Annotated in this window: 20 protein-coding genes and 1 tRNA gene; 17 read left to right on the top strand and 4 right to left on the bottom strand. The window is 58.5% G+C overall.

What is annotated here, in order from left to right; genetic code table 11:
- The first annotated feature begins 84 nt into the window (after positions 1 to 84).
- From rlmE to ACZZ0Q_RS19875, 17 genes are all read left to right on the top strand, one after another.
- A complete protein-coding gene (rlmE, locus tag ACZZ0Q_RS19955; protein ID WP_122493068.1) occupies positions 85 to 714 on the top strand; it encodes a 23S rRNA (uridine(2552)-2'-O)-methyltransferase RlmE in 630 nt (209 codons plus the stop codon).
- Between the two features lie 201 nt (positions 715 to 915).
- Positions 916 to 2,829, top strand: a complete 1,914-nt coding sequence (gene ftsH / locus ACZZ0Q_RS19950) for an ATP-dependent zinc metalloprotease FtsH (RefSeq protein WP_463541056.1) — start codon at positions 916 to 918, stop codon at positions 2,827 to 2,829.
- A gap of 8 nt (positions 2,830 to 2,837) precedes the next feature.
- Entirely contained in the window at positions 2,838 to 3,689 is an 852-nt protein-coding gene (gene folP / locus ACZZ0Q_RS19945) for a dihydropteroate synthase (RefSeq protein ID WP_463541057.1), read from the top strand.
- Between the two features lie 16 nt (positions 3,690 to 3,705).
- Positions 3,706 to 5,043, top strand: coding sequence for a phosphoglucosamine mutase (gene glmM, locus ACZZ0Q_RS19940; protein ID WP_463542284.1), 1,338 nt, complete (start codon positions 3,706 to 3,708; stop codon positions 5,041 to 5,043).
- A 65-nt stretch (positions 5,044 to 5,108) separates the two neighbouring features.
- Positions 5,109 to 5,864, top strand: coding sequence for a triose-phosphate isomerase (gene tpiA / locus ACZZ0Q_RS19935; protein ID WP_463541058.1), 756 nt, complete (start codon positions 5,109 to 5,111; stop codon positions 5,862 to 5,864).
- Positions 5,865 to 5,867: 3 nt separating this feature from the next.
- A complete protein-coding gene (gene secG / locus ACZZ0Q_RS19930) occupies positions 5,868 to 6,251 on the top strand; it encodes a preprotein translocase subunit SecG (RefSeq protein ID WP_122493063.1) in 384 nt (127 codons plus the stop codon).
- 11 nt (positions 6,252 to 6,262) lie between these two features.
- A tRNA-Leu gene (locus tag ACZZ0Q_RS19925) sits at positions 6,263 to 6,348 on the top strand.
- A gap of 324 nt (positions 6,349 to 6,672) precedes the next feature.
- Positions 6,673 to 7,131 (top strand): ribosome maturation factor RimP, encoded by a 459-nt coding sequence (rimP, locus tag ACZZ0Q_RS19920; protein WP_108098208.1) that lies wholly within the window; start codon positions 6,673 to 6,675, stop codon positions 7,129 to 7,131.
- 47 nt (positions 7,132 to 7,178) lie between these two features.
- Positions 7,179 to 8,660 carry a transcription termination factor NusA gene (gene nusA / locus ACZZ0Q_RS19915; protein ID WP_122493062.1) on the top strand — a complete coding sequence of 494 codons (1,482 nt, stop codon included), beginning with the start codon at positions 7,179 to 7,181 and terminating at the stop codon, positions 8,658 to 8,660.
- Between the two features lie 25 nt (positions 8,661 to 8,685).
- Positions 8,686 to 11,190, top strand: coding sequence for a translation initiation factor IF-2 (gene infB, locus ACZZ0Q_RS19910; RefSeq protein WP_122493061.1), 2,505 nt, complete (start codon positions 8,686 to 8,688; stop codon positions 11,188 to 11,190).
- A gap of 108 nt (positions 11,191 to 11,298) precedes the next feature.
- The gene (rbfA, locus tag ACZZ0Q_RS19905) at positions 11,299 to 11,703 is read left to right on the top strand and encodes a 30S ribosome-binding factor RbfA (RefSeq protein WP_122493060.1); all 405 of its coding nucleotides are present in this window, start codon (positions 11,299 to 11,301) and stop codon (positions 11,701 to 11,703) included.
- A gap of 4 nt (positions 11,704 to 11,707) precedes the next feature.
- Entirely contained in the window at positions 11,708 to 12,625 is a 918-nt protein-coding gene (gene truB, locus ACZZ0Q_RS19900) for a tRNA pseudouridine(55) synthase TruB (protein ID WP_463541059.1), read from the top strand.
- Positions 12,626 to 12,769: 144 nt separating this feature from the next.
- A complete protein-coding gene (gene rpsO / locus ACZZ0Q_RS19895) occupies positions 12,770 to 13,039 on the top strand; it encodes a 30S ribosomal protein S15 (RefSeq protein ID WP_010447232.1) in 270 nt (89 codons plus the stop codon).
- A 225-nt stretch (positions 13,040 to 13,264) separates the two neighbouring features.
- Positions 13,265 to 15,367, top strand: coding sequence for a polyribonucleotide nucleotidyltransferase (gene pnp, locus ACZZ0Q_RS19890; protein WP_463541060.1), 2,103 nt, complete (start codon positions 13,265 to 13,267; stop codon positions 15,365 to 15,367).
- Between the two features lie 128 nt (positions 15,368 to 15,495).
- Complete coding sequence (locus tag ACZZ0Q_RS19885; RefSeq protein WP_463541061.1) at positions 15,496 to 16,911, top strand: hypothetical protein; 1,416 nt, start codon at positions 15,496 to 15,498, stop codon at positions 16,909 to 16,911.
- Between the two features lie 198 nt (positions 16,912 to 17,109).
- Complete coding sequence (locus tag ACZZ0Q_RS19880) at positions 17,110 to 17,481, top strand: BON domain-containing protein (RefSeq protein WP_122454056.1); 372 nt, start codon at positions 17,110 to 17,112, stop codon at positions 17,479 to 17,481.
- 93 nt (positions 17,482 to 17,574) lie between these two features.
- Entirely contained in the window at positions 17,575 to 17,772 is a 198-nt protein-coding gene (locus tag ACZZ0Q_RS19875) for a CsbD family protein (protein ID WP_122454057.1), read from the top strand.
- A 499-nt stretch (positions 17,773 to 18,271) separates the two neighbouring features.
- Here ACZZ0Q_RS19875 and ACZZ0Q_RS19870 read toward each other — a convergent pair whose 3' ends face one another.
- The 4 genes from ACZZ0Q_RS19870 to ACZZ0Q_RS19855 all read right to left on the bottom strand — a co-directional run bounded on the left by ACZZ0Q_RS19870 (position 18,272) and on the right by ACZZ0Q_RS19855 (position 23,536).
- Positions 18,272 to 19,720, bottom strand: a complete 1,449-nt coding sequence (locus tag ACZZ0Q_RS19870) for a rhomboid family intramembrane serine protease (protein ID WP_463541062.1) — start codon at positions 19,718 to 19,720, stop codon at positions 18,272 to 18,274.
- A gap of 77 nt (positions 19,721 to 19,797) precedes the next feature.
- Positions 19,798 to 20,094, bottom strand: a complete 297-nt coding sequence (locus tag ACZZ0Q_RS19865) for a DUF2845 domain-containing protein (RefSeq protein WP_122493055.1) — start codon at positions 20,092 to 20,094, stop codon at positions 19,798 to 19,800.
- A 37-nt stretch (positions 20,095 to 20,131) separates the two neighbouring features.
- Entirely contained in the window at positions 20,132 to 20,443 is a 312-nt protein-coding gene (locus tag ACZZ0Q_RS19860; RefSeq protein ID WP_463541063.1) for a DUF2845 domain-containing protein, read from the bottom strand.
- 108 nt (positions 20,444 to 20,551) lie between these two features.
- The gene (locus tag ACZZ0Q_RS19855; protein WP_463560873.1) at positions 20,552 to 23,536 is read right to left on the bottom strand and encodes a DUF748 domain-containing protein; all 2,985 of its coding nucleotides are present in this window, start codon (positions 23,534 to 23,536) and stop codon (positions 20,552 to 20,554) included.
- Between the last annotated feature and the right edge of the window lie 57 nt (positions 23,537 to 23,593).

Below are 23,593 nucleotides of genomic sequence, written 5' to 3'. Positions count from 1 at the left end.
ATCTTGTAAAAAGCGGCGGCTAGTTTAACCGAGCGCCCTCGGTACCGCCCAGTTAATCACGCCCCGTTAATGTTGAGGTGCCCAGTGGCACGTTCCAAAACAAGTCAAGGTTGGCTGAAAGAGCATTTCAACGACCCTTACGTAAAAATGGCGCAGAAGGACGGATACCGTTCGCGCGCCAGCTACAAGCTCTTAGAGATCCAAGAAAAAGACCGCATTTTGCGGCCGGGCAACACCGTGATTGACCTTGGCGCCGCTCCGGGTGGCTGGTCGCAGGTGACCAGTCGGGTGCTCGGGGATAAAGGTAGGCTGATTGCTTCCGATATCCTGGAAATGGACAGCATTCCTGACGTCACCTTTATCCAAGGCGATTTCACGGAAGAGTCCGTCCTCGCCCAGATACTCGAGGCGGTCGGCGATCATCCAGTGGACCTTGTGATTTCGGATATGGCCCCCAATATGAGTGGGGTGAAGATGGCCGATCAGGCGCGTGCGATGTATCTGTGCGAGTTAGCGCTGGATTTGGCAGGTCAGGTCTTACGTCCAGGTGGCGATTTCCTGATCAAAATCTTCCAGGGCGAAGGCTTCGATACGTATCACAAGCAAGTGCGAACCATGTTCGAGAAGGTGCAGATGCGTAAGCCGCTTTCTTCTCGAGACCGGTCCCGCGAGCAATATCTGCTAGCTCGCGGCTTTCGCGGGGCGCAAGATTGAACCCCTGAAGACGGGGCTCAGTCGAACGTTGTAAGAGTCGAGCGTTGTTTTGCCGTTTCACGGCAATGCCTCATAAAGGGTTACAGACGCTTCCTGCCTAGGTTCGGAAGTTGTGTAGTAAGTTAGGCGGATCAATATCCAGCCGTAATGCGAGGTTCGTCCCGCGTGGGGCCTGCTTCAGAGGGTAGCTAATTGAACGACATGGCAAAGAACCTGATCTTGTGGCTGATCATCGCTGCCGTCCTGGTGACGGTGATGAACAATTTCTCCAGTCCGAGCGAGCCCCAGACCCTGAACTACTCGCAATTTATCGAGCAGGTCAAAGACGGCGGCGTGCAAAAAGTCACCATCGAAGGCTTCACCATTACGGGTATTGGCACTGACGGTAAGCCGTTCACGACAGTGAGGCCGATGATCGAAGACCGCGGGCTGATCGGTGATCTGATCAACAACAACGTCACTGTTGAGGGCAAGAAGCCTGAGCAGCAGAGCATCTGGACTCAGTTGCTGGTTGCGAGCTTCCCGATCCTGGTGATCATCGCAGTCTTCATGTTCTTCATGCGCCAGATGCAAGGCGGTGCTGGCGGCAAGGGCGGCCCGATGAGCTTCGGCAAGAGCAAGGCGCGGTTGCTTTCCGAAGACCAGGTCAAAACCACGTTGGCCGACGTTGCCGGTTGCGACGAGGCTAAAGAGGAAGTGGGCGAGCTCGTCGAGTTCCTTCGTGATCCGGGTAAATTCCAGCGCCTAGGCGGTCGAATCCCTCGTGGCGTCTTGATGGTCGGCCCGCCAGGTACCGGTAAAACCTTGCTCGCCAAAGCCATTGCCGGTGAGGCGAAGGTTCCGTTCTTCACCATCTCCGGTTCGGACTTTGTAGAAATGTTCGTGGGGGTTGGCGCCAGCCGCGTTCGCGATATGTTTGAGCAAGCGAAGAAACACGCCCCATGCATCATCTTCATCGACGAAATTGACGCCGTAGGCCGTCACCGTGGTGCCGGTATGGGCGGTGGTCACGACGAGCGTGAGCAGACGCTGAACCAATTGCTGGTTGAGATGGACGGCTTCGAAATGAATGACGGCATCATCGTCATCGCCGCCACCAACCGTCCCGATGTCCTGGACCCGGCATTGCTGCGTCCTGGTCGTTTCGACCGCCAGGTTGTGGTTGGTCTGCCGGACATTCGTGGTCGCGAACAAATTCTGAAAGTGCACATGCGCAAAGTGCCCATGGGCGACAACGTAAAGCCTGCCGTCATTGCTCGTGGTACGCCGGGTTTTTCCGGTGCTGATCTGGCGAATCTGGTCAACGAGGCTTCGCTGTTTGCGGCTCGTGCTGGCAAGCGCATCGTCGAAATGAAAGAGTTTGAGCTGGCGAAAGACAAAATCATGATGGGCGCTGAGCGCAAGTCCATGGTCATGTCGGAAAAAGAGAAGCTCAACACCGCCTTCCACGAAGCAGGCCACGCCATCGTTGGTCGCCTGGTTCCTGAGCATGACCCGGTTTACAAAGTGTCGATCATTCCTCGTGGTCGGGCGCTGGGCGTCACCATGTTTCTGCCGGAAGAAGATCGCTACAGCCTGTCGAAGCGTGCGCTGATCAGCCAAATCTGCTCGCTGTACGGCGGCCGTATTGCTGAAGAAATGACGTTGGGTTTTGATGGCGTCACCACCGGCGCTTCGAACGACATCATGCGCGCCAGCCAGATTGCCCGAAATATGGTGACCAAGTGGGGCCTCTCGGAAAAACTGGGCCCGCTCATGTATGCGGAAGAAGACGGTGAGGTGTTCTTGGGTCGCGGTGGTGGTGGTCAGCAGAGCAGCATGTCGGCGGACACGTCTCGATTGATCGATCTGGAAGTACGCAGCATCATCGACGAGTGCTACGGAACCGCCAAACGTCTGCTCGAAGAAAACCGCGACAAGCTAAACGCCATGTGCGACGCGCTGATGAAGTACGAAACCATCGATGCTGATCAGATCGACGACATCATGAATGGCCGCACGCCACGCGAGCCCCGCGACTGGCAGGATGATGGCGATTCCGGTTCCACGATCAGCAAACAAGATCCGGCTGAAGTGTCTGAAAAACCTATCGGTGGTCCAGCCGCTGAGCACTAAGGCCTGACATGTCTCTGATGCAACACCCGAACCGGCTGCCTTGTGGTAGCCGGTTTCTTGATTTAAGCCGCCCGCACGTGATGGGCATTCTTAACGTGACCCCTGACTCTTTCTCTGACGGCGGGCGCTTCAGTCGCGTCGATCTGGCGTTGCGTCACGCCGCCGACATGGTGGCCGCAGGCGCTACGCTTATCGACGTCGGCGGGGAGTCAACGCGCCCGGGAGCGCGGGCCGTATCGCCGGTCGAGGAATTGGAGCGCGTGGCGCCGGTGGTCGAGGCGATAGCGCGCGAGCTGGATGTGATCATCTCTGTCGATACGTCCACACCAGCTGTGATGCGCGAGTCAGCGCGGCTAGGGGCCGGACTGATCAACGACGTCCGCTCGTTGCAGCGTGACGGCGCGCTGGAAGCGGCGGCGGCCACCCGTTTGCCGGTGTGTCTGATGCATATGCGCGGCGAGCCGGGCACCATGCAAGACAATCCGGTGTATGCAGATATCGTGGCTGAGGTGCGCGACTTCCTGGCTGAGCGTATGGCCGCTTGTGTAGCGGCTGGGATTGGCCCCGAGCGTGTGGCGCTGGATCCTGGTTTCGGCTTTGCCAAAACGTATGAGCATAATCTGTCGCTGTTTAAGCACTTGGACGCCTTGCACGCGCTTGGCCGGCCTTTGTTAGTCGGCGTTTCGCGTAAAAGCATGATCGGCAGGGCGCTGGGTCGCGAAGTTGGTGAGCGACTGCACGGAAGTCTCGCGCTGGCCGCTTTGGCAGTGGCGAAGGGTGCACATATTTTGCGTGTGCATGACGTGGCGGAAACCGTCGACGTGGTGCGCATGATTGCTGCTGTGCAAGCAGCAGATTAAAGAGATCGGAGAGCAAATGGGCAAAAAATATTTCGGCACCGACGGCATCCGTGGGCGCGTTGGTCAATTCCCGATCACTCCAGATTTCATGCTTAAACTCGGCTGGGCGGCGGGCATGGCGTTTCGTAAGCAGGGTGCCTGTCGCGTGCTGATTGGCAAAGACACGCGAATTTCCGGCTATATGTTTGAGTCTGCCTTGGAGGCGGGTTTGTCTGCTGCGGGCGCCGACGTGATGCTGCTCGGCCCGATGCCGACCCCAGCCATCGCCTACCTGACTCGCACCTTCCACGCTGAAGCGGGCATTGTTATCAGCGCTTCGCACAACCCGCACGACGACAATGGCATCAAGTTCTTCTCCGGCCAGGGCACCAAATTGCCGGACGAGTTAGAGCTGATGATTGAAGAGCTGCTCGACGCGCCGATGACGGTGGTGGAGTCGGCGAAGCTCGGGAAAGTGTCGCGTATCAATGACGCAGCGGGCCGGTACATCGAATTCTGTAAGAGCAGCGTGCCAACCAGCACCGATTTCGCCGGTTTGAAACTGGTGGTGGACTGTGCTCATGGCGCTGCTTACAAAATTGCGCCTAGCGTATTTCGCGAGCTGGGCGCGCATGTCACGGTGCTGTCCGCTTCCCCTAACGGCCTGAACATCAACGATGACTGCGGCTCCACGCACATGGGCGCGCTGCAGGCGGCCGTTGTGGGGCATGGTGCGGATCTGGGCATCGGCTTCGACGGAGATGCCGACCGCGTGCTGATGGTTGATCACACGGGGGCTCTGGTCGATGGCGATGAGCTGCTGTACATCATTGCTCGAGATCTCCAAGAACTCGGCAAGCTGCAGGGCGGCGTCGTTGGGACGCTGATGAGCAATCTGGGGCTTGAGTTAGCGCTGGCCGATCTGAACATCCCTTTCGTGCGCGCCAATGTCGGCGACCGCTACGTAATCAGCGAACTGCTCGAGCGTAACTGGCAGATTGGCGGCGAAAACTCCGGGCATATCGTGTGCTTCCAGCACACTACTACCGGGGACGCCATCATTGCTGCGTTGCAGGTGCTGTTGGCGTTGCGTCGTTGGGGTAAGAGTCTGGCCGAGGCCCGGCAGGGTCTGCGTAAATGTCCGCAGGTGTTGGTTAATGTGCGGTTTGCTGGTGGCGTCGACCCGGTTTCTCACCCGTCAGTTACCGATGCCTGCGCCCGCGTGACCGAGCGTATGGGAGGGCGTGGGCGCGTGTTGTTGCGTAAGTCCGGCACCGAACCGTTGGTTCGTGTGATGGTCGAGGGTGACGACGAAGCCCAGGTGCGTAGCTATGCTGATGAATTAGCTAAAATAGTTACCGAAGTCTGCGCCTGATTCGGCTTGCTAATCCTTAATGTCTTGGGTAGCATCTGCGCCCACTTTGATCGACGAGGTAGAGCATGCGTCGCCCTTTGGTAGCTGGTAACTGGAAAATGCACGGTACCCGCGCCAGCGTCGCTGAGTTGATCAATGGCTTGCACGCGCTGGCTTTGCCGGGTGGTGTAGAGGTAGCGGTTTTTCCGCCAAGTCTTTATATCAATGACGTGTTGGTTGGCGTGAGAGGCAAGTCCATCGCCGTAGGCGCGCAGAATTGCGCCGCTGTTCCCGAGCAGGGGGCGCTGACAGGCGAAATCGCCTCAAGTCAGCTGGCAGATGCAGGATGTGATTTTATACTTGTAGGTCATTCCGAGCGCCGTCAGGTGTTGGGCGAAACAGATGACCTGCTTGTTCGTAAGTTCGCCGCGGTACAAGCCTCTGGTTTGAAGCCCGTGCTGTGCATAGGGGAAACCCTGGAGCAGCGCGAAGCAGGTCAGACCATCGAGGTGGTGAATCGCCAGGTGAGCTGCGTGATAGAAGCGCTCGGTGTTGAAGTGTTTGCTCGTGCGGTCATTGCGTACGAGCCGGTCTGGGCCATTGGCACGGGCCTAACCGCAACGCCAGAGCAGGCGCAGGACGTGCACGCAGCTATTCGTGCGCAACTGAGCGCTAGCGATGCTGAAGTGGCTCGCGGTGTACGAATTCTTTATGGCGGCAGTGTTAAGGCGGCCAATGCGATTGAATTGTTCGGCATGCCGGATATCGATGGGGGGCTCATTGGTGGAGCCTCTCTGAATGCGGATGAGTTTGGTGCGATCTGTCGCGCCGCAGGAAACTAAGAAATGCTGGAAACTATCGTTGTAGTTCTGCATCTGTTGGCGGCTTTGGGCGTAGTTGCGCTCGTATTGCTGCAGCAGGGTAAAGGTGCCGATGCCGGTGCCTCGTTTGGTTCGGGTGCTTCGGCCACTGTTTTTGGTAGCCAAGGTTCCTCTACCTTTCTTAGTCGCTTTACTGCTATACTTGCAGCCGCTTTTTTCATTACTAGCTTGGGCTTAGGCTTCTTTGCTAAGGAAAAAGCTCACATGCTGGGTCAGGCAGGTTTGCCAGATCCGGCGGTGTTGGAAGTACCGCAGCAAAAACCGGTCGCAGAAGATGTGCCGGTGCTCGAAGAGCAAAAGCCAGCGTCTAACGCTAGCGACGTACCTCAAGCTCCAGAGCAGAAGTAAGTGCGTTAATTGCCGAGGTGGTGGAATTGGTAGACACGCTACCTTGAGGTGGTAGTGGCCATAGGCTGTAGGGGTTCGAGTCCCCTTCTCGGTACCAATTAAACAGCAAAGCCCGCTTCATGCGGGCTTTGCTGTTGCTGGGGATTGGATTGACCCTCGCGCTAATTCGGTCGTATACTTCGGCCCCAGCTTTAACGTGGGGTTCGGCCGTTTGATAGCCCGATGGGCTCATGGCTAAGAAGGTGTGGTTCAACCTTCCTTCCCCTGCAATCGGTTGTAGCGGAGCCCCTTTTTAGGGGCTTTTTGTTAGCCGGTTGCTTTGTTGGCTTGGCTGTTTTGTCGATGAACGTAGCGTTCAGCGGCTTCAAGGGATGGGCGTTTCGCCCATTTTTTATTTGTACGACATGCACGAGGGGTTCAAGTGTCGAGCAAGCTAGAAGAGTTGCAGGCCTTGCTGGCCCCGGTAGTCGAGGCCCTTGGCTATCAATGCTGGGGTATCGAGTTCCTGTCCCAGGGGCGGCATTCCCTGCTTCGCGTCTATATCGATCATGCCAACGGCATTCTTGTCGAGGACTGCGAAAAGGTCAGTCGCCAGTTGAGCGGTGTCCTGGATGTCGAAGACCCGGTAGCTAGCGAGTACACCTTGGAGGTGTCTTCGCCAGGCATGGACCGGCCGCTGTTCACGATTGAGCAGTTCGCCGCGCACGCCGGTGAGCAAGTAAAGATCAAACTGCGTTCTCCCTTTGATGGGCGGCGTAACTTTCAGGGCCTCCTTCGCGGAGTAGAGGAACAGGACGTTGTGGTGCTGGTTGATGACCATGAATACCTGTTGCCGATCGATTCGATCGACAAGGCCAATATTGTTCCCAGTTTTGACTGAGACGCGGATCCCGCGGATCCAATGGATTGCGAAAGGCGAGGCGTACGATGAGCAAAGAAGTACTGCTGGTTGTTGAGTCGGTATCCAACGAAAAGGGTGTACCGGCCGGCGTGATTTTTGAGGCGTTGGAGTTGGCGTTGGCCACTGCAACGAAAAAACGTTTCGACGTAGAAGTTGAGCTTCGCGTAGAGATCAATCGTGTAACGGGCAGCTATGAAACGTTCCGTTGCTGGACCGTGGTTGATGATCAATCGCTGTTCAACCTGGCATCCGAGCTGACGCTCGACGAGGCACGTGAAATCAAGCCTGATGCCCAGCTTGGCGACACCATCGAAGAAAAAATCGAGTCGATCGAATTCGGTCGTATCGCGGCGCAAACCGCCAAGCAAGTTATCGTGCAGAAAGTTCGTGAAGCTGAGCGCGCCCAAGTGGTCGAAGCTTACCGTGAACGACTGGGCGAAATTATCTCCGGCACCGTGAAGAAAGTTACCCGCGACAACGTTATCGTTGACTTGGGCAACAATGCTGAAGCGCTGCTGGCTCGCGAGGACATCATCTCCCGCGAAACCTTCCGCGTTGGCGCTCGCCTGCGTGCATTGTTGAAAGAAATTCGCACCGAGAACCGTGGTCCTCAGCTGATCCTGTCGCGCACCGCGCCGGAAATGCTGATCGAACTGTTCCGCATCGAAGTGCCAGAAATCGCTGAAGAGCTTATTGAAGTGATGGCCGCCTCCCGTGATCCGGGTTCGCGAGCCAAAATTGCCGTGCGCTCAAAAGACAAACGTATTGACCCGCAAGGCGCCTGCATCGGTATGCGCGGCTCGCGTGTACAAGCGGTGTCGGGTGAGTTGGGCGGCGAGCGTGTCGATATCGTGCTGTGGGATGACAACCCTGCTCAGTTCGTGATCAACGCCATGTCACCGGCCGAAGTTGCCGCCATCATCGTTGACGAAGATGCCCATGCCATGGACATCGCCGTCGGTGAAGACAACCTGGCACAAGCAATCGGCCGTGGCGGTCAGAACGTTCGTTTGGCCAGTCAGTTGACCGGCTGGACACTGAATGTAATGACCGAAGCGGATATTCAGGCCAAGCAGCAAGCCGAAACTGGCGACATCCTGCAGAACTTCATCGACGAGCTGGAAGTCGACGAAGATATTGCTCAGGTGCTGGTAGAGGAAGGCTTCACCAGCCTGGAAGAAATCGCCTATGTCCCAATGGAGGAGATGCTCAGCATCGATGGCTTTGACGAGGAAATCGTCACCGAGCTTCGCGCTCGTGCCAAAGATCGCCTGCTGACCAAGGCCATTGCGACGGAAGAAAAGCTGGCAGACGCGCAACCAGCCGAAGACCTGCTCTCGCTTGAGGGTATGGACAAAGGGTTGGCGCAAGAACTGGCAGTACGCGGCGTGATTAACCGCGAAGACCTGGCCGAGCAGTCGATTGACGACCTGCTCGACATCGACGGTATCGACGCAGAGCGTGCCGGCAAGTTGATCATGGCCGCCCGAGCCCATTGGTTCGAGTAATTCGGCGGCCTGAGGAGAGAAGTGCATGACGCAAGTCACGGTCAAAGAACTGGCCCAAGTGGTCGCCACCCCGGTAGAGCGTCTGTTGCTGCAGATGCGCGAAGCGGGTTTGCCGCACACGGGTGCCGATCAAGTTGTGACTGACAGCGAGAAGCAAGCCTTGTTGGCGCATCTCAAAAGCAGTCACGGCGAGAAAGTGGAAGAGCCGCGCAAGATTACCTTGCAGCGCAAAACCACCAGCACCCTGCGTGTTGCAGGAAGCAAAACCATCAGCGTTGAAGTGCGTAAGAAGAAAACCTTCGTTAAGCGCAGTTCCGAAGAGATCGAAGCCGAGCAGAAGCGCGAGCAAGAAGAGCGCGCGGCTGAAGAGGCGCGTCTGAAAGCGGCTGAAGAAGCCAAGCGTCAGGCCGAAGAAGAAGCGCGTAAGAACAGCGCTTCGAACAACGAGCCTGCTGCCGAGGCGGCGCCTGCCGCACCTGCTCCTCAGCCCGTTGTTGCTGATATCGAGCTGCCGCCTGTTGTTGCGCCGGTTGAAGAGCGCAAGAAAGACGAACAGCGTCGTCCGGACAAACCGCGCAACGACGACGACCGTCGTGGCGGCGATCGCAAGAACACCGCGCACCGTCCTTCGGTTAAAGAGAAGGAAAAGGTTCCGGCGCCTCGCGTTGCTCCACGTACCACCGACGAAGAAAGCGACAGCTTCCGTCGCGGCGGTCGTGGCAAAGCCAAGCTGAAAAAGCGCAATGCCCATGGTTTCCAGAGCCCGACCGGTCCGGTTGTGCGCGACGTATCCATCGGCGAAACCATCACTGTTGGCGAGTTGGCCCAGCAGATGTCGGTCAAAGCGGCTGAAGTGATCAAGTTCATGTTCAAGATGGGCACCCCGGTGACCATCAACCAAGTGCTCGATCAAGAAACCGCTCAGTTGATCGCCGAAGAGCTTGGCCACAAGGTCAAGCTGGTCAGCGACAACGCGCTTGAAGAGCAACTGGCCGAGTCCCTGAAGTTTGAAGGCGAAGCGATTTCCCGTGCTCCGGTTGTGACCGTAATGGGCCACGTTGACCACGGTAAAACTTCGCTGCTCGACTACATCCGTCGCGCCAAAGTGGCCGCCGGCGAAGCGGGCGGTATCACCCAGCACATCGGCGCCTACCACGTAGAAACCGAGCGCGGCATGGTGACCTTCCTCGACACCCCTGGTCACGCCGCGTTTACCGCCATGCGTGCCCGTGGTGCCAAGGCAACCGACATCGTGATTCTGGTAGTCGCAGCCGACGACGGCGTGATGCCACAAACCATCGAAGCCGTTCAGCATGCGAAAGCCGCTGGTGTGCCGTTGGTTGTTGCGGTGAACAAAATCGATAAGCCTGGCGCAGACCTGGAACGCATCAAAAGCGAACTGGCTGCTCAAGGCGTGACGCCGGAAGAGTGGGGTGGTGACAACCCGTTCGTGAACGTGTCGGCGAAGATGGGTACTGGCGTAGACGAGCTGCTTGAAGCCGTCTTGCTGCAAGCCGAAGTACTGGAACTCACTGCAACGCCGTCGGCTCCAGGCCGTGGTGTGGTGGTTGAGTCCCGTCTGGACAAAGGCCGTGGCCCGGTTGCCACCGTGCTGGTTCAGGACGGTACCTTGCGTCAAGGCGACATGGTGCTGGTCGGCTCGAACTATGGCCGCGTTCGCGCCATGCTCGACGAGAACGGCAAGTCCATCAAGGAAGCAGGTCCTTCGATCCCGGTCGAAATCCTCGGCCTCGACGGCACGCCGGACGCTGGCGACGAGATGAGCGTTGTGGCTGACGAGAAGAAAGCTCGTGAAGTCGCCCTGTTCCGCCAAGGCAAGTTCCGCGAAGTGAAACTGGCTCGTGCCCACGCTGGCAAGCTGGAAAACATCTTCGAGAACATGGGCCAGGAAGAGAAGAAAACGCTCAACATCGTGCTCAAGTCTGATGTACGTGGTTCGTTGGAAGCTCTGCAAGGTGCGCTCAACGGTCTGGGTAACGACGAAGTGCAAGTGCGCGTAGTCGGTGGCGGTGTCGGTGGTATTACCGAGTCCGATGCCAACCTGGCACTCGCCTCCAACGCTGTTCTGTTTGGCTTCAACGTGCGTGCTGATGCCGGCGCTCGCAAGATCGTCGAGCAGGAAAGCCTGGACATGCGTTACTACAACGTCATCTACGACATCATCGAAGACGTCAAGAAAGCCCTCACCGGCATGCTTGGCAGCGATGTTCGCGAGAACATTCTCGGTATCGCCGAAGTTCGTGACGTGTTCCGTTCGCCGAAGTTTGGTGCGATCGCCGGTTGCATGGTTATCGAAGGTACGGTCTTCCGTAACCGTCCGATCCGTGTACTGCGCGAAGACATCGTTATCTTCGAAGGCGAGCTGGAATCGCTGCGTCGCTTCAAAGACGACGCGTCCGAAGTTCGTGCCGGCATGGAATGCGGTATTGGCGTTAAGAGCTACAACGACGTCAAGGTCGGCGACAAGATCGAAGTGTTCGAGAAGATCCAAGTGGCTCGCAGCCTCTAAGCACGAGCCGTTATACGCAACGCCCGGTCCGGCTCACGCCTGGCCGGGCGTTTGCCGCTTTCAGACCGTCAGGGTTTTGCGCCGTGGCGGGAGGTAACAGGTAGTTAGATGGCCAAAGAATATAGCCGTACCCAACGCATTGGCGATCAGATGCAGCGCGAACTGGCGCAACTGATCCGTCGCGAAGTTAAAGACCCGCGTGTCGGCCTGGTAACAGTGACCGCGGTGGACGTGAGCCGTGATGTCGGCCATGCCAAAATTTTCATCACCGTTATGGGCCAAGACACCGCCGAAGAAATCGCGCAGAACGTCAAAGCCCTGAACGACGCCGCCGGTTTCCTGCGCATGCAATTGGCTCGCGCCATGAAGCTGCGCAGCGTGCCGCAGCTGCATTTCCATTACGACGAAAGCGTTATGCGCGGCGCCCATCTGTCGGCGCTGATTGAGCGTGCCGTGGCCGAAGACGGTCAGCATGTCGATGTCGACGACGCCCCAGCTTCCGAGAAGGAGTAAGGGCTTGGTTCAGGTCAAGCGCATTCGCCGGAACGTCAGCGGCATTATTCTGCTCGACAAGCCTAAGGGCTTCAGTTCAAACGCCGCCCTGCAAAAGGTGCGCTGGTTGCTCAATGCCGAGAAAGCCGGGCACACCGGCAGCCTCGACCCGTTGGCCACCGGTGTACTGCCGCTGTGCTTCGGTGAGGCAACCAAGTTTTCCCAGTACCTGCTCGATGCCGACAAGGGCTACGAGACGGTCATGCAGATGGGCGTCACCACCACCACGGCCGATGCCGAGGGTGAGGTGATTGAGCGTCGCGAGGTGACCGTTGGTCGTGACGATATCGAAGCCGTGCTGCCGCGTTTTCGCGGGCAAATCAGCCAGATACCGCCGATGTACTCCGCCCTCAAACGAGACGGCCAGCCGCTTTACAAACTGGCGCGTGCGGGCGAGGTAGTGGAGCGTGAAGCGCGTTCTGTTACTATTGCGCGCCTGGAAATGCTGGGCTGCGAAGGCGAGCAGGCACGTTTGTCAGTGGCTTGCAGCAAAGGCACCTACATCCGGACCCTGGTGGAAGACATCGGCCAGGCGTTGGGATGTGGCGCTCATGTCGCGGAGTTGCGCCGTACCCAGGCCGGTCCATTCGTGTTGGCGCAAACCGTCACGCTGGACGAGCTGGAACAGGTGCACGCCGATGGCGGTAACGAAGCGGTTGACCGCTTTTTGCTGCCCTCCGACAGCGGCCTCGAACACTGGGCTCGCGTGCAGTTCTCCGAGCACAGCGCGTTTTACTGGTTACATGGGCAGGCGGTACGTGCCCCGGATTCGCCGCAAAGTGGCATGGTCCGCGTATACGATCACACGGCTCGCTTCATCGGGATTGGCGAAGTGAGCGAAGACGGGCGCATCGCGCCGCGTCGTTTGATTCGGTCAGAATGACCGAACCATTCCGGGAAACCGGGGTGGGCGAGGGTGGCTGTTAATAGGCACGGTCACATCTCATTTTTTAATACGAGGATTTGTCCTCGGCCTATTGGAACTGCCTTCACTGGAATGCAGTTTCTCAATTGAGAGGAAGCCCACATGGCACTCAGCGTTGAAGAAAAAGCTCAAATCGTTACCGACTACCAACAAGCCGTTGGTGATACTGGTTCGCCAGAAGTGCAAGTTGCACTGCTGACCGCCAACATCAACAAGCTGCAAGGTCACTTCAAAGCCAACGGTAAAGATCACCACTCCCGTCGTGGTCTGATCCGCATGGTAAACCAGCGTCGTAAGCTGCTGGATTACCTCAAAGGCAAAGACGTTACCCGCTACAGCACCTTGATCGGTCGTCTGGGCCTGCGTCGCTAATTTAGCGAAGCTGCTAGAGGTTGGTTGTTTGTCGTTATTGATTGGGTATGCTCACGCAGCCCGGTGATTAACGGCAGGCTTCCAGCCTCAAGTTTTATCTGCACCTTGCGTTTTGTTTGAGCTGTAGGCGTTACCCCTGGACAGGTAGCGGGTCCGAATCCCGTGGTTGCCCAAGAATTCTGCAAGAAAACGATTTCCCCAAGGCAAAAAGAAGGTAAATACACCGTGAACCCGGTAATCAAGAAATTCCAGTTCGGTCAATCGACCGTCACTCTCGAGACTGGCCGCATTGCCCGTCAGGCCTCCGGCGCAGTATTGGTCACCGTTGACGACGACGTCAGCGTATTGGTGACCGTGGTTGGCGCCAAGCAAGCCGACCCAAGCAAAGGCTTCTTCCCGCTGTCCGTTCACTACCAAGAAAAAACCTACGCTGCCGGTAAGATCCCAGGCGGCTTCTTCAAGCGTGAAGCGCGTCCTTCGGAAAAAGAGACCCTGACTTCCCGCCTGATCGACCGTCCGATCCGCCCACTGTTTCCTGAAGGTTTCCTGAACGAAGTTCAGGTGATCTGCACCGTGGTTTCCACCAGCAAGAAAACCGATCCGGATATCGCTGCCATGATCGGCACCTCGGCTGCCCTGGCTATCTCCGGCATCCCGTTCGAAGGCCCGATTGGCGCCGCGCGCGTTGCCTTCCACGAAAGCACCGGCTACCTGCTGAACCCGACTTACGAACAACTCAAGGCCTCGAGCCTGGACATGGTCGTAGCCGGTACCAAAGACGCCGTGCTGATGGTTGAATCCGAAGCCAAAGAGCTGACCGAAGACCAGATGCTGGGCGCCGTACTGTTCGCCCACGACGAATTCCAATCGGTGATCAAAGCCGTTGGTGAACTGGCTGCCGAATGCGGCAAACCGACCTGGGCCTGGGCACCTGCTGCCAAGAACACCGCCCTGCTGGACGCTATCCGCAGCGAATTCGGTGAGGCCATTTCCCAGGCTTACACCATCACCATCAAGCACGAGCGTTATGGCCGTCTGGGTGAGCTGAAAGACCAGGTTGTTGCCAAGTTCGCCGTTGAAGGCGGTCCTACCGCTGGTGAAGTGAAAGACGCGTTCGGCGAAATCGAATACCGCACCGTTCGCGAAAACATCGTTAACGGCAAGCCACGTATCGACGGTCGCGACACCCGCACCGTTCGCCCGCTGAACATCGAAGTTGGCGTTCTCGATCGCACCCACGGTTCGGCCCTGTTCACCCGTGGCGAAACCCAGGCGCTGGTCGTTGCCACCCTCGGCACCGCGCGTGACGCTCAGCTGCTCGACACCCTCGAAGGCGAGCGCAAAGACCCCTTCATGCTGCACTACAACTTCCCTCCGTACTCGGTGGGCGAGTGTGGTCGTATGGGCGCCACTGGCCGTCGCGAAATCGGTCACGGCCGTCTGGCGCGTCGTTCGGTTCAGGCCATGCTGCCTGCTGCTGATGCGTTCCCGTACACCATCCGTGTGGTGTCGGAAATCACCGAGTCCAACGGTTCCAGCTCCATGGCTTCCGTGTGCGGCGCTTCCCTGGCCCTGATGGACGCTGGTGTGCCGATGAAGGCGCCGGTTGCCGGTATCGCCATGGGTCTGGTTAAAGAAGGCGAGAAGTTCGCCATCCTCACCGACATCCTCGGTGACGAAGACCACCTGGGCGACATGGACTTCAAAGTGGCCGGTACCGCCAAAGGTGTTACCGCGCTGCAGATGGACATCAAGATCAATGGCATCACCGAAGAAATCATGGAGATCGCCCTGGGCCAGGCCCTGGAAGCTCGCCTGAATATCCTCGGTCAGATGAACCAGGTTATTTCGACCTCGCGCAGCGAGCTGTCGGCCAACGCGCCGACCATGATCGCGATGAAAATCGACCAAGACAAAATTCGCGACGTTATCGGCAAAGGTGGTGCAACCATCCGCGCGATCTGCGAAGAAACCAAAGCCTCGATCGACATCGAAGACGACGGCTCGATCAAAATCTTCGGCGAAACCAAAGAAGCGGCTGAAGCTGCACGTCAGCGCGTTCTGGGTATCACCGCAGAGGCTGAAATCGGCAAGATCTACGTCGGTAAGGTTGAGCGCATCGTCGACTTCGGCGCATTCGTAAACATCCTGCCGGGCAAAGACGGTCTGGTGCACATCTCGATGCTGAGCGACGCGCGCGTTGAGAAAGTGACCGACATCTTGAAAGAAGGTCAGGAAGTTGAAGTGCTGGTACTGGACGTCGACAACCGTGGCCGTATCAAACTGTCGATCAAAGACGTAGCAGCGGCGAAAGCTTCTGGCGTTTAACCCGAACGGGTTCGCAGTTTGAAGAGAGGGCCCTAACCGGCCCTCTTTTTTTGCCCTGAAAATCATTTTTCAACCCATCATGCGGCCGAGACGCCGAACGCCGAGACGCAACAAGGAACGCTGCCTCCATGGAAAAGAGTCTTTGCCACTATCACCCGACGCAGCCTGCCACCTGGCTGTGCCGCACCTGCCCCCGGCATTACGGCGATTGCTGCACGCCGCTTAATGACGACGCCCCGGAAGAAAGCCCAACCTGCCCGTTGTGCGCCAGCCGCCTGGAATTTCTCGGCGCTGCCAATACCGCGCAACCGTTTTGGGAACGCATTCCCCAGTTTTTCGCTTACGGCCTACAAGCCGGGCCCTTGGCGTTTAGCGGCCTGATCGCCCTGGCGAGCCTGTTTATGCCGGCCTCGCTGATTCTATGGACGGTGCTGTTCAGCATCGCCACCAAATACTTCTACAGCGTCATCGAGGCCAGCAGTGAAGCGCAAAAAGCCGCGCCTACGCTCGCCAGTGCATTTACCGGCTCGGGCTTCAGCCTGTTTTTCAAACAGATGGCGGTGTTCATCCTGTGCTTCGTGGCGCTGTGGATCGCCGCCGACTTTGAGAGCGAGGCGGTGTACTGGGCCGTTAATATTTCACTGCTACTGGTCATGCCCGCCAGCATTATTCGCCTGGCTCTGGATAAAACACTGGGCGCAGCCCTGAGCCCCGAGGAAGTCGGCCAGGTCATCAAAGCCATGGGTTGGCGTTACCTGATCCTCTGCGCGTTTTTGTTCATCCTGTGGCAGTCGCCCAGTTGGGTAACGATGATGCTGTCCCACGGCTTGCCGCGGGTCGTGCTGTTCCCCATCGCGGCCTTTCTGTTCAGTTATTTCACCGTGGTGATGTGCGCGATGATGGGCTATGTGGTGTTCCAATATCAGGGCGCGCTCGGCTACGTGATAGCCGAAGAAGACAGCCATAACGGTTTTCCCGCCGCTGAATACCTGCGGCGCCGCGCCATGGCCGAGGCGGAAATCCGCATTAAGGAAGGTCAAAGTCAGCACGCGTTAGAAACGCTTACGCTGGCGCTGGAGCGTACGCCCGATGACCTCAAGCTCAACGAGCGTTTCCATCAGTTGCTGTTCAACCTCAACGCCCGCGAGCGCTGCCTGCGCCACCTCGCTCATTACCTGCCGCTGGCAACCCGCAGCAGTCCGGCGCTGGCGTCTACCGCGCTGCTTAATGCACGCAAGCTTCAGCCCGACTATATGCCGGACGATCCCTTGGTCTGCGAGCGCATTGCCGGCGCCTTGCTCGACCGCCACCGTACGCGCGAAGGCCTGAGCCTGCTGCGCAACCTGCACCAGCGCTTCCCCGACTATCCGCACATCCCTCGCGCCTATTTGCTGGCAGCACGCGGCTTTGCCGAAGGCCTGGGCCAGGTGGAGCCGGCGCAGAAACTGTTGGCCTTCGTGCGCGGCCGCTATCCGCAGTCGCCCTTGATGGCCGAAGTCGACAATTTGCAGGTGGTTCTCGAACGAATGGCCGCCAAGGACTGACAGTTCATGCAGTTTGCAAGTAAGCGAAGCGGCTAACTTGCAATCTGCACGATCCGCTTCGTTTCCAGTGTTTGCTAAGTTATTGATTTTAAAAGATTAAATGATCTTTTAAAAACTGGCACAGCGCTTGCGATATGTACTGTGAAACCGCAGCCAGGACAGGCCGCGGAAATTTCAAATGAACAGGAGTGAGACGTTATGAACAAGCCATTCAATAAACTGGTTATTGCAGCTGCCACTGCCGGCGCACTGAGCCTGAGCATGACGCCTCTGGCGTTCGCCGACACCACCCACACCTCGACTGCGCCGCTGATGATGGCCGCCAGCGACACCGTGGACAACGCCGAAGAAGCGGTAACCGATACCTGGATCACCAGCAAAGTTAAATCCACCTTCGTGGCCGACAGCGCACTCAGCGCACTGGACATCAAGGTAGAAACCAACAAAGGCGTGGTTGCCTTGTCCGGTGTCGTTAAGAGCGAAGCCGAGCGTGACCTGGCCGTTGCCAAAGCCAAAGGCATCAAAGGCGTTAAGGCAGTTTCTGCCGACGGCCTGAAATCGGCTGATTAATTCCATCAACTGAAAGACTCGGTTGATCGCCAGACAGCAATTCCCCAGGCGTCATTCTGGCGCCTGGTTCGCCCCATCAAAGGAGGACTTCTCATGAATTCCGACGTGATCAAAGGCAAGTGGAAACAGCTCAACGGCAAGATTAAGGAACGTTGGGGCGACCTGACGGACGACGACTTGGATGTCGCCGAAGGGCATAGCGAGTACCTGGCAGGGAAACTTCAGGAGCGCTATGGGTGGAGCAAAGAAAAAGCTCAGGACGAGCTCCGCGACTTCTCAAGCAAGTTGTGAACATCTAAAAAGCCCCCTTCATTGGGGGCTTTTTTTTGTTCACAACCGGACGGCTTCCGGGTCGTCGGCCGGGCGGCGTTGCTCCTCGCTTTTGATGCTCACGTAGTGGACTACGCTGCGCTCAAAAGCTCCGGGCGCCTTGCCCGACCTTAGCCCCGAAACCCTCGACCGAGTAACGGCCACCTTTGCAAAGCCAGTATCACCTACCCACTGTAGGAGCGACTTCAGTCGCGATGGGCCGGGCCTGAAACCACAAAAGCATCGCGGCTAAAGCCGCTCCCCCAGTCGGTTAGCGCGCCCATCGAAACCGCAGTCATCCTGTGGGAGCGACTTCAGTCGCGATGGGCCGGGCCTGAAAGCGCAAAAGCATCGCGGCTAAAGCCGCTCCCACAGTTTCAGGGCTCTGTAGGAGCGAGCTTGCTCGCGAATTCCTGTAAACGATGATCGCGACCGAGGTTTGCAGGGTTCGCCAGCAAGCTGGCTCCTACAAAAAGCAGTGCTACCGGGCGATGTGCTGCTGGTATACGCCTAATTGATGCGTCTGCTCGGCATCGGGATAAACGGCGCGCAGAAATTCGTGCAGTTCGGCCACGCTTCTTCGGTCGTCTTGTTGGCCGAGCTGTTTGGCCAGTTGCAGGGTCAGGGCGGGCAGCTGCGGCGGGCGGTTGCGGGTTTGGATGAGTTTTCGCCAGGCTGACAGCGCGCGCACGCCGTCACGCGCTTGAAGCAGGCGTTGCAGCAGGTGCAGTTGCACGGCGGGGTGTTGCAGCAGGGCGAACTGTGCGCTGTCGTCGGCGAGGCGTTGCAGCTGCGGCAGGTTGGCGGTGGCGTGGGGCAGGGCGAAGAATTGTTTGAGCACGGCGCTGAGCAGCACTTTGTCTTCGCGGCTTTTGGCGACCGGATATAGGCGTTCAAGCAGTATCAGGCGATTGGGATAACGCGTGAGCAAATCGGGTCCGCGCGCGGCCGCTTGTTCCAGGTTGAATTGACCGATCAAGCTATCCAACGCGGCCACTTCGCGTTTGAACGGCGCGTCCGGGTCTTCCTTGTTGAGGTACGCCTCATCGACCTTCAGCTTGCCCACTTGCCGTGGCAACCACACGGCGAGGAACCCGGCGCCCATGCCGCCGAGGTGCGCGTAGTAGTTCACGTGGTCGTCAGCCAGCAGCACACCGTAGAGTTCTTTGCCCATCCAGATCGGCAGAATCCACAACGCCGGCGCACGGAAGTAGCCGAACATCGGGCCAAGCCAGTAGAAAAAATTGATCCGCCGTAGCCCGTAAATGCCCAGGTACATGCCCATCAACCCGGCAATGGCGCCGGACGCGCCAATACCGGTGGCCCATACCGGGTCCATGGCCCACCACAGCAAGTGCGAGGCCAGGCCGCTCATGAGGTACAAGCCCACGTAAACGGCTGGGCTCAGGGCGCGCTCCAGGGCGAAGCCGAAGATAAACAGGAACAACATGTTGCCCGCCAGGTGCCCGAAGTCGGCGTGCAGGAACATCGCGCCGAACAAGCCTTGCACGGTGAACTTGGCTGGGATGAAGCCAAAGCGGTAGTTACTCATGGTGTTGCGCGCGGCTTCGGCCTTGGCGCGGTCGGCTTGCCAGGCGGGGTCGTCCTGATAGGCCGGCGTGTAGTGCAGGGTGTTTTCGAATTCGAGGTCGCCGAGGATCACTTGCGCCAGTTGCACGCGAGGCGCTGCGGTCAGCCATTTGCGCTGGTCGTCGTCGAGTTTATTGCGGCGGCTGAATGACTCGACGAACAGCGCCTTCTCGCGGTTGAGCAACCCGGCGTCCAGATATGCCTTCACCGCCACCTCCTGCCGCGCGCTGTCGCCGCTTTGGTAGCCGAAGTAAATCAGCACGTTGAGCACGATCAGCAGCAGGGTAATGACGGGCGGTTTTTTCCAGTCCAGCGGGTGTTCGGCGGGGATGATGAGCACGGCGTCTTCCGATGACTTGATAGTTGGTCTCGGGCTTCAACGCCTTATGGGCCGACGCCGGGAAGCCCGATGCGGTTTTAGCCGCGTTTGCTGTCGATCCGCACTAACCGCCCACCTTCGAAGCGCAGGAAATACATCATTCCGCCTTCACGCGGGCCGTACACCCACTCCTGCACTTCTACTTCGGTGCTGGTGATGCCAGTGCGGGTTTTCACGTACCCGATCACGCTGTTGCTCACCGGGTCACCGCATTTGGTTTGCACTTCAATCGTACGGTCGCCTTCGCTCGCGATGCCTTTGGCGCAGCGCAACGATGCTTCGCTCTGGGTGGCGATAGCCAGTAACGGCAAACACAGTAAAAACAGTTTTTTCATGGCAGGGCTTCCTGTCCTGTTGGCTTGAGGGCGGCGACTAGCCGCCCCGTTTGGAGTCGATGTTCACCAGCCGATTACTTTCGAACCGCAGGAAGTAATACATGCCGTTGCGCGGGCCATAGGACCACTCTTCCACCAGCACTTCGCTGCGTTCGCCGTAATAGCCGTACACCACTTTGTTGGCCACCACGTTGCGGGTCAGCGGTTCGCCGCATTTGCTTTGCACCTCGCCAGCGCGGTCGTCAAGGCTGATCAGGCCGCTTTCGCAGCGCAAAGTGGCCGAGGCGAATGCAGGATTGCAAGCAAGAAGAGCGAGGAGGGCGACAGCGTTTAACGCGGAGGTTTTCACGGAAGGCGTCCGGTGGCGATGTAGGCAATAGGCTACACCCGTGTATCGGCACTGTCACACTGCCGATTGGCGCTGCACCCCCTGTTGCAGGGCGTGCAGCGCGACGGATTATTCGCTGTCGAGGTTAAGCGGCGAGGCCACCCGGCCGTTGCTTTCCGGTTCGCCCAGGCTGACGTCGACCATGTAGATGCGCTCGTCCGCCAGGCCGCCTTTACTGACCAGGTAATGCTTGATCGCCGCCGCGCGGGCCTGCGCCAGTTTGCGCAGCAGCACCTCGTTGTTGCTCCAGTGGGCAATCAGGTCGGCGCGCAATTTGGCCGAGCGTTCGTCGTCGCTCAACTGTGCCCATTCAGCCGGTGGCTGTTTCTTCAAGCGGGTGCGGTAGATGCCTTCAAGCATCGGCGCTTGCTCATCTTCCGGCACCTCAAGCAGGCCGGCTTTGGCGGGCACTTTGTCGCCACGGCGTTGCAGCATCTTGTAGTAGATGTACTGGTACTCGCGGTGCAACCGCTGTTCCGCCAGCAACGGGCCGTCGGCTTTGGCGGCGCTCAGGCCTTCCACTTCCAGGCGCAGCAGCGGCCGTTCTTTCAACGCAGAAGACAGCGTGTTCAAGCCGCTTTCGGCGCTGCCATCAAGGCTGGCGCTGCCGGCGGCGAACTGCACGGTGCTGATGTCGACGTCCGAGCCGCCAGTAACCAAGCCGGCGATAAATTTGAACGGTGCCGATGCCGCGCGCAGCACCAGATTACGCAGGGTCTGCCACACAATCGGCATCACGCTGAATTGCGGGTTGTTGAGGTCGCCCGATACCGGCAACTCCAGCTGAATCTTGCCGCTGGTGTCTTTCAGCAGGGCCACCGCCAAGCGAATCGGCAGGTCCACCGCATCCGGGCTATCGACTTTTTCGCCCAGTTGCAGCTTCTCCACCACCAGCTTGTTCTCGGCGTTCAGCTGACCTTTTTCGATGCGGTAATGCAGGTCCAGATTGATCCGCCCTTTGCGGATGCGATAGCCCGCGAACTTGCCGGAGTAGGGCGTCAGCGTGGTCAGTTCGACGTGTTTGAAGCTGGTGGTCAGGTCCAGCGCGTCCAGTGGTTCGAACGGGTTCAGGCTACCGACGATGCTCACCGGCGCGTAACGATCGACCTTGCCTTTGATGTCCACGTTCGCCGCTTGCGAGGTGCGGTTGTCGAGGGTGCCGATCTGCCCGTTGAGCTGCTGAATGGCGGTGCCGAAGTTGGGCGTCAGGCTGAAGTCGGCAAAGTTGGCCGAGCCGTTGTCGATGGCAATGCCGCCGATGTGAATGCCCAGCGGTTTGCCGGCCGGGGCCGGTTGTGTCTTCGCGGTGGTGCTTGGCGCGTCGGGTTGCTTGATCACCAGATCGCTAACGTTGGTGCTGCGGTCTTCATTAATCATGAAGCGCGCGTAGGGCTGGGCCAGGCTGACCTTCTCGATGGAAAGCGCATCGCCGTGTTTGTAATTCACGCCGTCCAGCGTGAGCTGTTTCCACTTCACAAAATCGCGGCTTTTCAGGGTGTCGAGCGTGTGCAGCTGGTTCACTTGCGCGCGGCCAGTGATGCTGAACGCCAGCGGCTCGGTGCTTTTCAGGTCAACGGCCAGGTCGCTGCCCAGTAGGCCGCTACGCAGCTCGATGCGCACAAACGGGTCGAGGTAAGCCTGGGCCACGCGCAGGTCGATGTCTTGGGTGGTTACCTTCAGTTGCGCGTTAACCGGATTGAGGTTGATCTGCCCGGCAGCGGTGATCTTGCCCTGCTTGCCCACGCCCGTGTCGAGCTTGAGGGTGAAAGGCGAGCCGTTGAGGCTGTCGAATTTTTGCAGGTCGAGGTTCAGCGGCCCGACGTCCAAAGCCACAGCGTCTTTCGGCACGCGGTCGGCCAGATGGATGCTGTAGCCGCGCAGCTGCGTGTCTTGCAACAGCACCTGCCAGGGTTTGGCCGGCTCGCTGGAGGGCGGCACTTGTTTGGCGGCCACCACGTTCGGGTCGGTCGCTGGCGTGGGGGCTGGCGCTTCGGTGCCTTCCGGTTGCTCAACGGCGGCGGTAGGCGAGGGCTCGACTTTTTTGCTCGCCGGTTTGCTGGCAAATAACTTCTGCCAATCCAGCTCGCCGTCCTTTTCCCGCGTGGCCCAGGTTTCCAGATTCTGGCTGCGAATCTTGCCGATGGTGACCAGTTGCTTGGCCAGGTCCACCGAGGTTTCGCTGACTTCCAAACGCTCAAGGTTTACCAGCGGGCGATTGTCGGTGGCTTTGATGGCGAAAGGTGCCACGGTGAGGGTGGCATTGGTGAGCAGCATCTTGGTGCCTTGGCTCAAATCCAACGTGTAATCGGTGCTCAGGCTCAAGGTGCCTTTTTCCAACACCAACGGCACCGCATCGCGAACGTATGGCCAGAACGCCTTCATGTTGCCGTCGGTGATTTTCAACTGACCGCTGGAGGTGATGGGCGACAGGCTGACTTTGCCGCTCCAATCCACCTGGCCGCCGTACGGACCTTTGGCGACCAGGGTCATTTCGGCGTTGTCTTCGGGCAGCGTACTCAGGTGCTTGAGCTCAAGGTTCATCGAGTCGTACACGAACTGCACGGGCTCGCTGGGGCGCAAATCGGCGAATTGCAGCGCGCCTTCAATCAGTTGCAGACGGTCCAGGCGCAGCGGGAATGGCTTGGCGTCCGGGTCTTTGACTGGCTCGGGGCTGGTGGGAAGTTTGAAAAGTTGGGTCAGATTTAGCGTGCCGTCTTTACTGAACTGCACGGCAGTTTGGGACTTTTCCAGTTCAACGTCGGCCAGGTGCAGGGCGCCGGTCCATAGGCTGTCCAGTTGCAGGTTGGCGTACAGGCGTTGAAAGCCGATTTGGTCGGCGGCCGGTTCGCCGATGTGCAGGCCCCAGGCGCTGACTTCCAGGCTGAATGGGTTGAGCTCCAGACGCTCCAGTTTCGCCGGCACCGTGGCCATGGCCGCCAGTTGCTGGTTGGCGATACGCAGGGCAATGCCCGGCAAAATCAGAAAGCCGAGCAGGCTATATAAACCGACGGCAATCAGCAGGGCGCCAACGGCGCGTTTCAATCCTTTGGGCATGGCGACGCTTCAACTTTCCTGGCGAGAAGTGGCTTGGAGTATGGCACGCGCTTGAGG

Source organism: Pseudomonas sp. AC070, from assembly GCF_979258635.1.
This window is presented reverse-complemented; position numbering and strand designations above follow the sequence as displayed.

Coding starts and splice junctions, on each gene's coding strand:
- ftsH (WP_463541056.1), top strand. CDS start 916: ATGGCAAAGAACCTGATCTTGTGGCTGATCATCGCTGCCGTCCTGGTG.
- folP (WP_463541057.1), top strand. CDS start 2,838: ATGTCTCTGATGCAACACCCGAACCGGCTGCCTTGTGGTAGCCGGTTT.
- glmM (WP_463542284.1), top strand. CDS start 3,706: ATGGGCAAAAAATATTTCGGCACCGACGGCATCCGTGGGCGCGTTGGT.
- tpiA (WP_463541058.1), top strand. CDS start 5,109: ATGCGTCGCCCTTTGGTAGCTGGTAACTGGAAAATGCACGGTACCCGC.
- secG (WP_122493063.1), top strand. CDS start 5,868: ATGCTGGAAACTATCGTTGTAGTTCTGCATCTGTTGGCGGCTTTGGGC.
- nusA (WP_122493062.1), top strand. CDS start 7,179: ATGAGCAAAGAAGTACTGCTGGTTGTTGAGTCGGTATCCAACGAAAAG.
- infB (WP_122493061.1), top strand. CDS start 8,686: ATGACGCAAGTCACGGTCAAAGAACTGGCCCAAGTGGTCGCCACCCCG.
- rbfA (WP_122493060.1), top strand. CDS start 11,299: ATGGCCAAAGAATATAGCCGTACCCAACGCATTGGCGATCAGATGCAG.
- rpsO (WP_010447232.1), top strand. CDS start 12,770: ATGGCACTCAGCGTTGAAGAAAAAGCTCAAATCGTTACCGACTACCAA.
- ACZZ0Q_RS19885 (WP_463541061.1), top strand. CDS start 15,496: ATGGAAAAGAGTCTTTGCCACTATCACCCGACGCAGCCTGCCACCTGG.
- ACZZ0Q_RS19880 (WP_122454056.1), top strand. CDS start 17,110: ATGAACAAGCCATTCAATAAACTGGTTATTGCAGCTGCCACTGCCGGC.
- ACZZ0Q_RS19875 (WP_122454057.1), top strand. CDS start 17,575: ATGAATTCCGACGTGATCAAAGGCAAGTGGAAACAGCTCAACGGCAAG.
- ACZZ0Q_RS19865 (WP_122493055.1), bottom strand. CDS start 20,094: ATGAAAAAACTGTTTTTACTGTGTTTGCCGTTACTGGCTATCGCCACC.
- ACZZ0Q_RS19855 (WP_463560873.1), bottom strand. CDS start 23,536: ATGCCCAAAGGATTGAAACGCGCCGTTGGCGCCCTGCTGATTGCCGTC.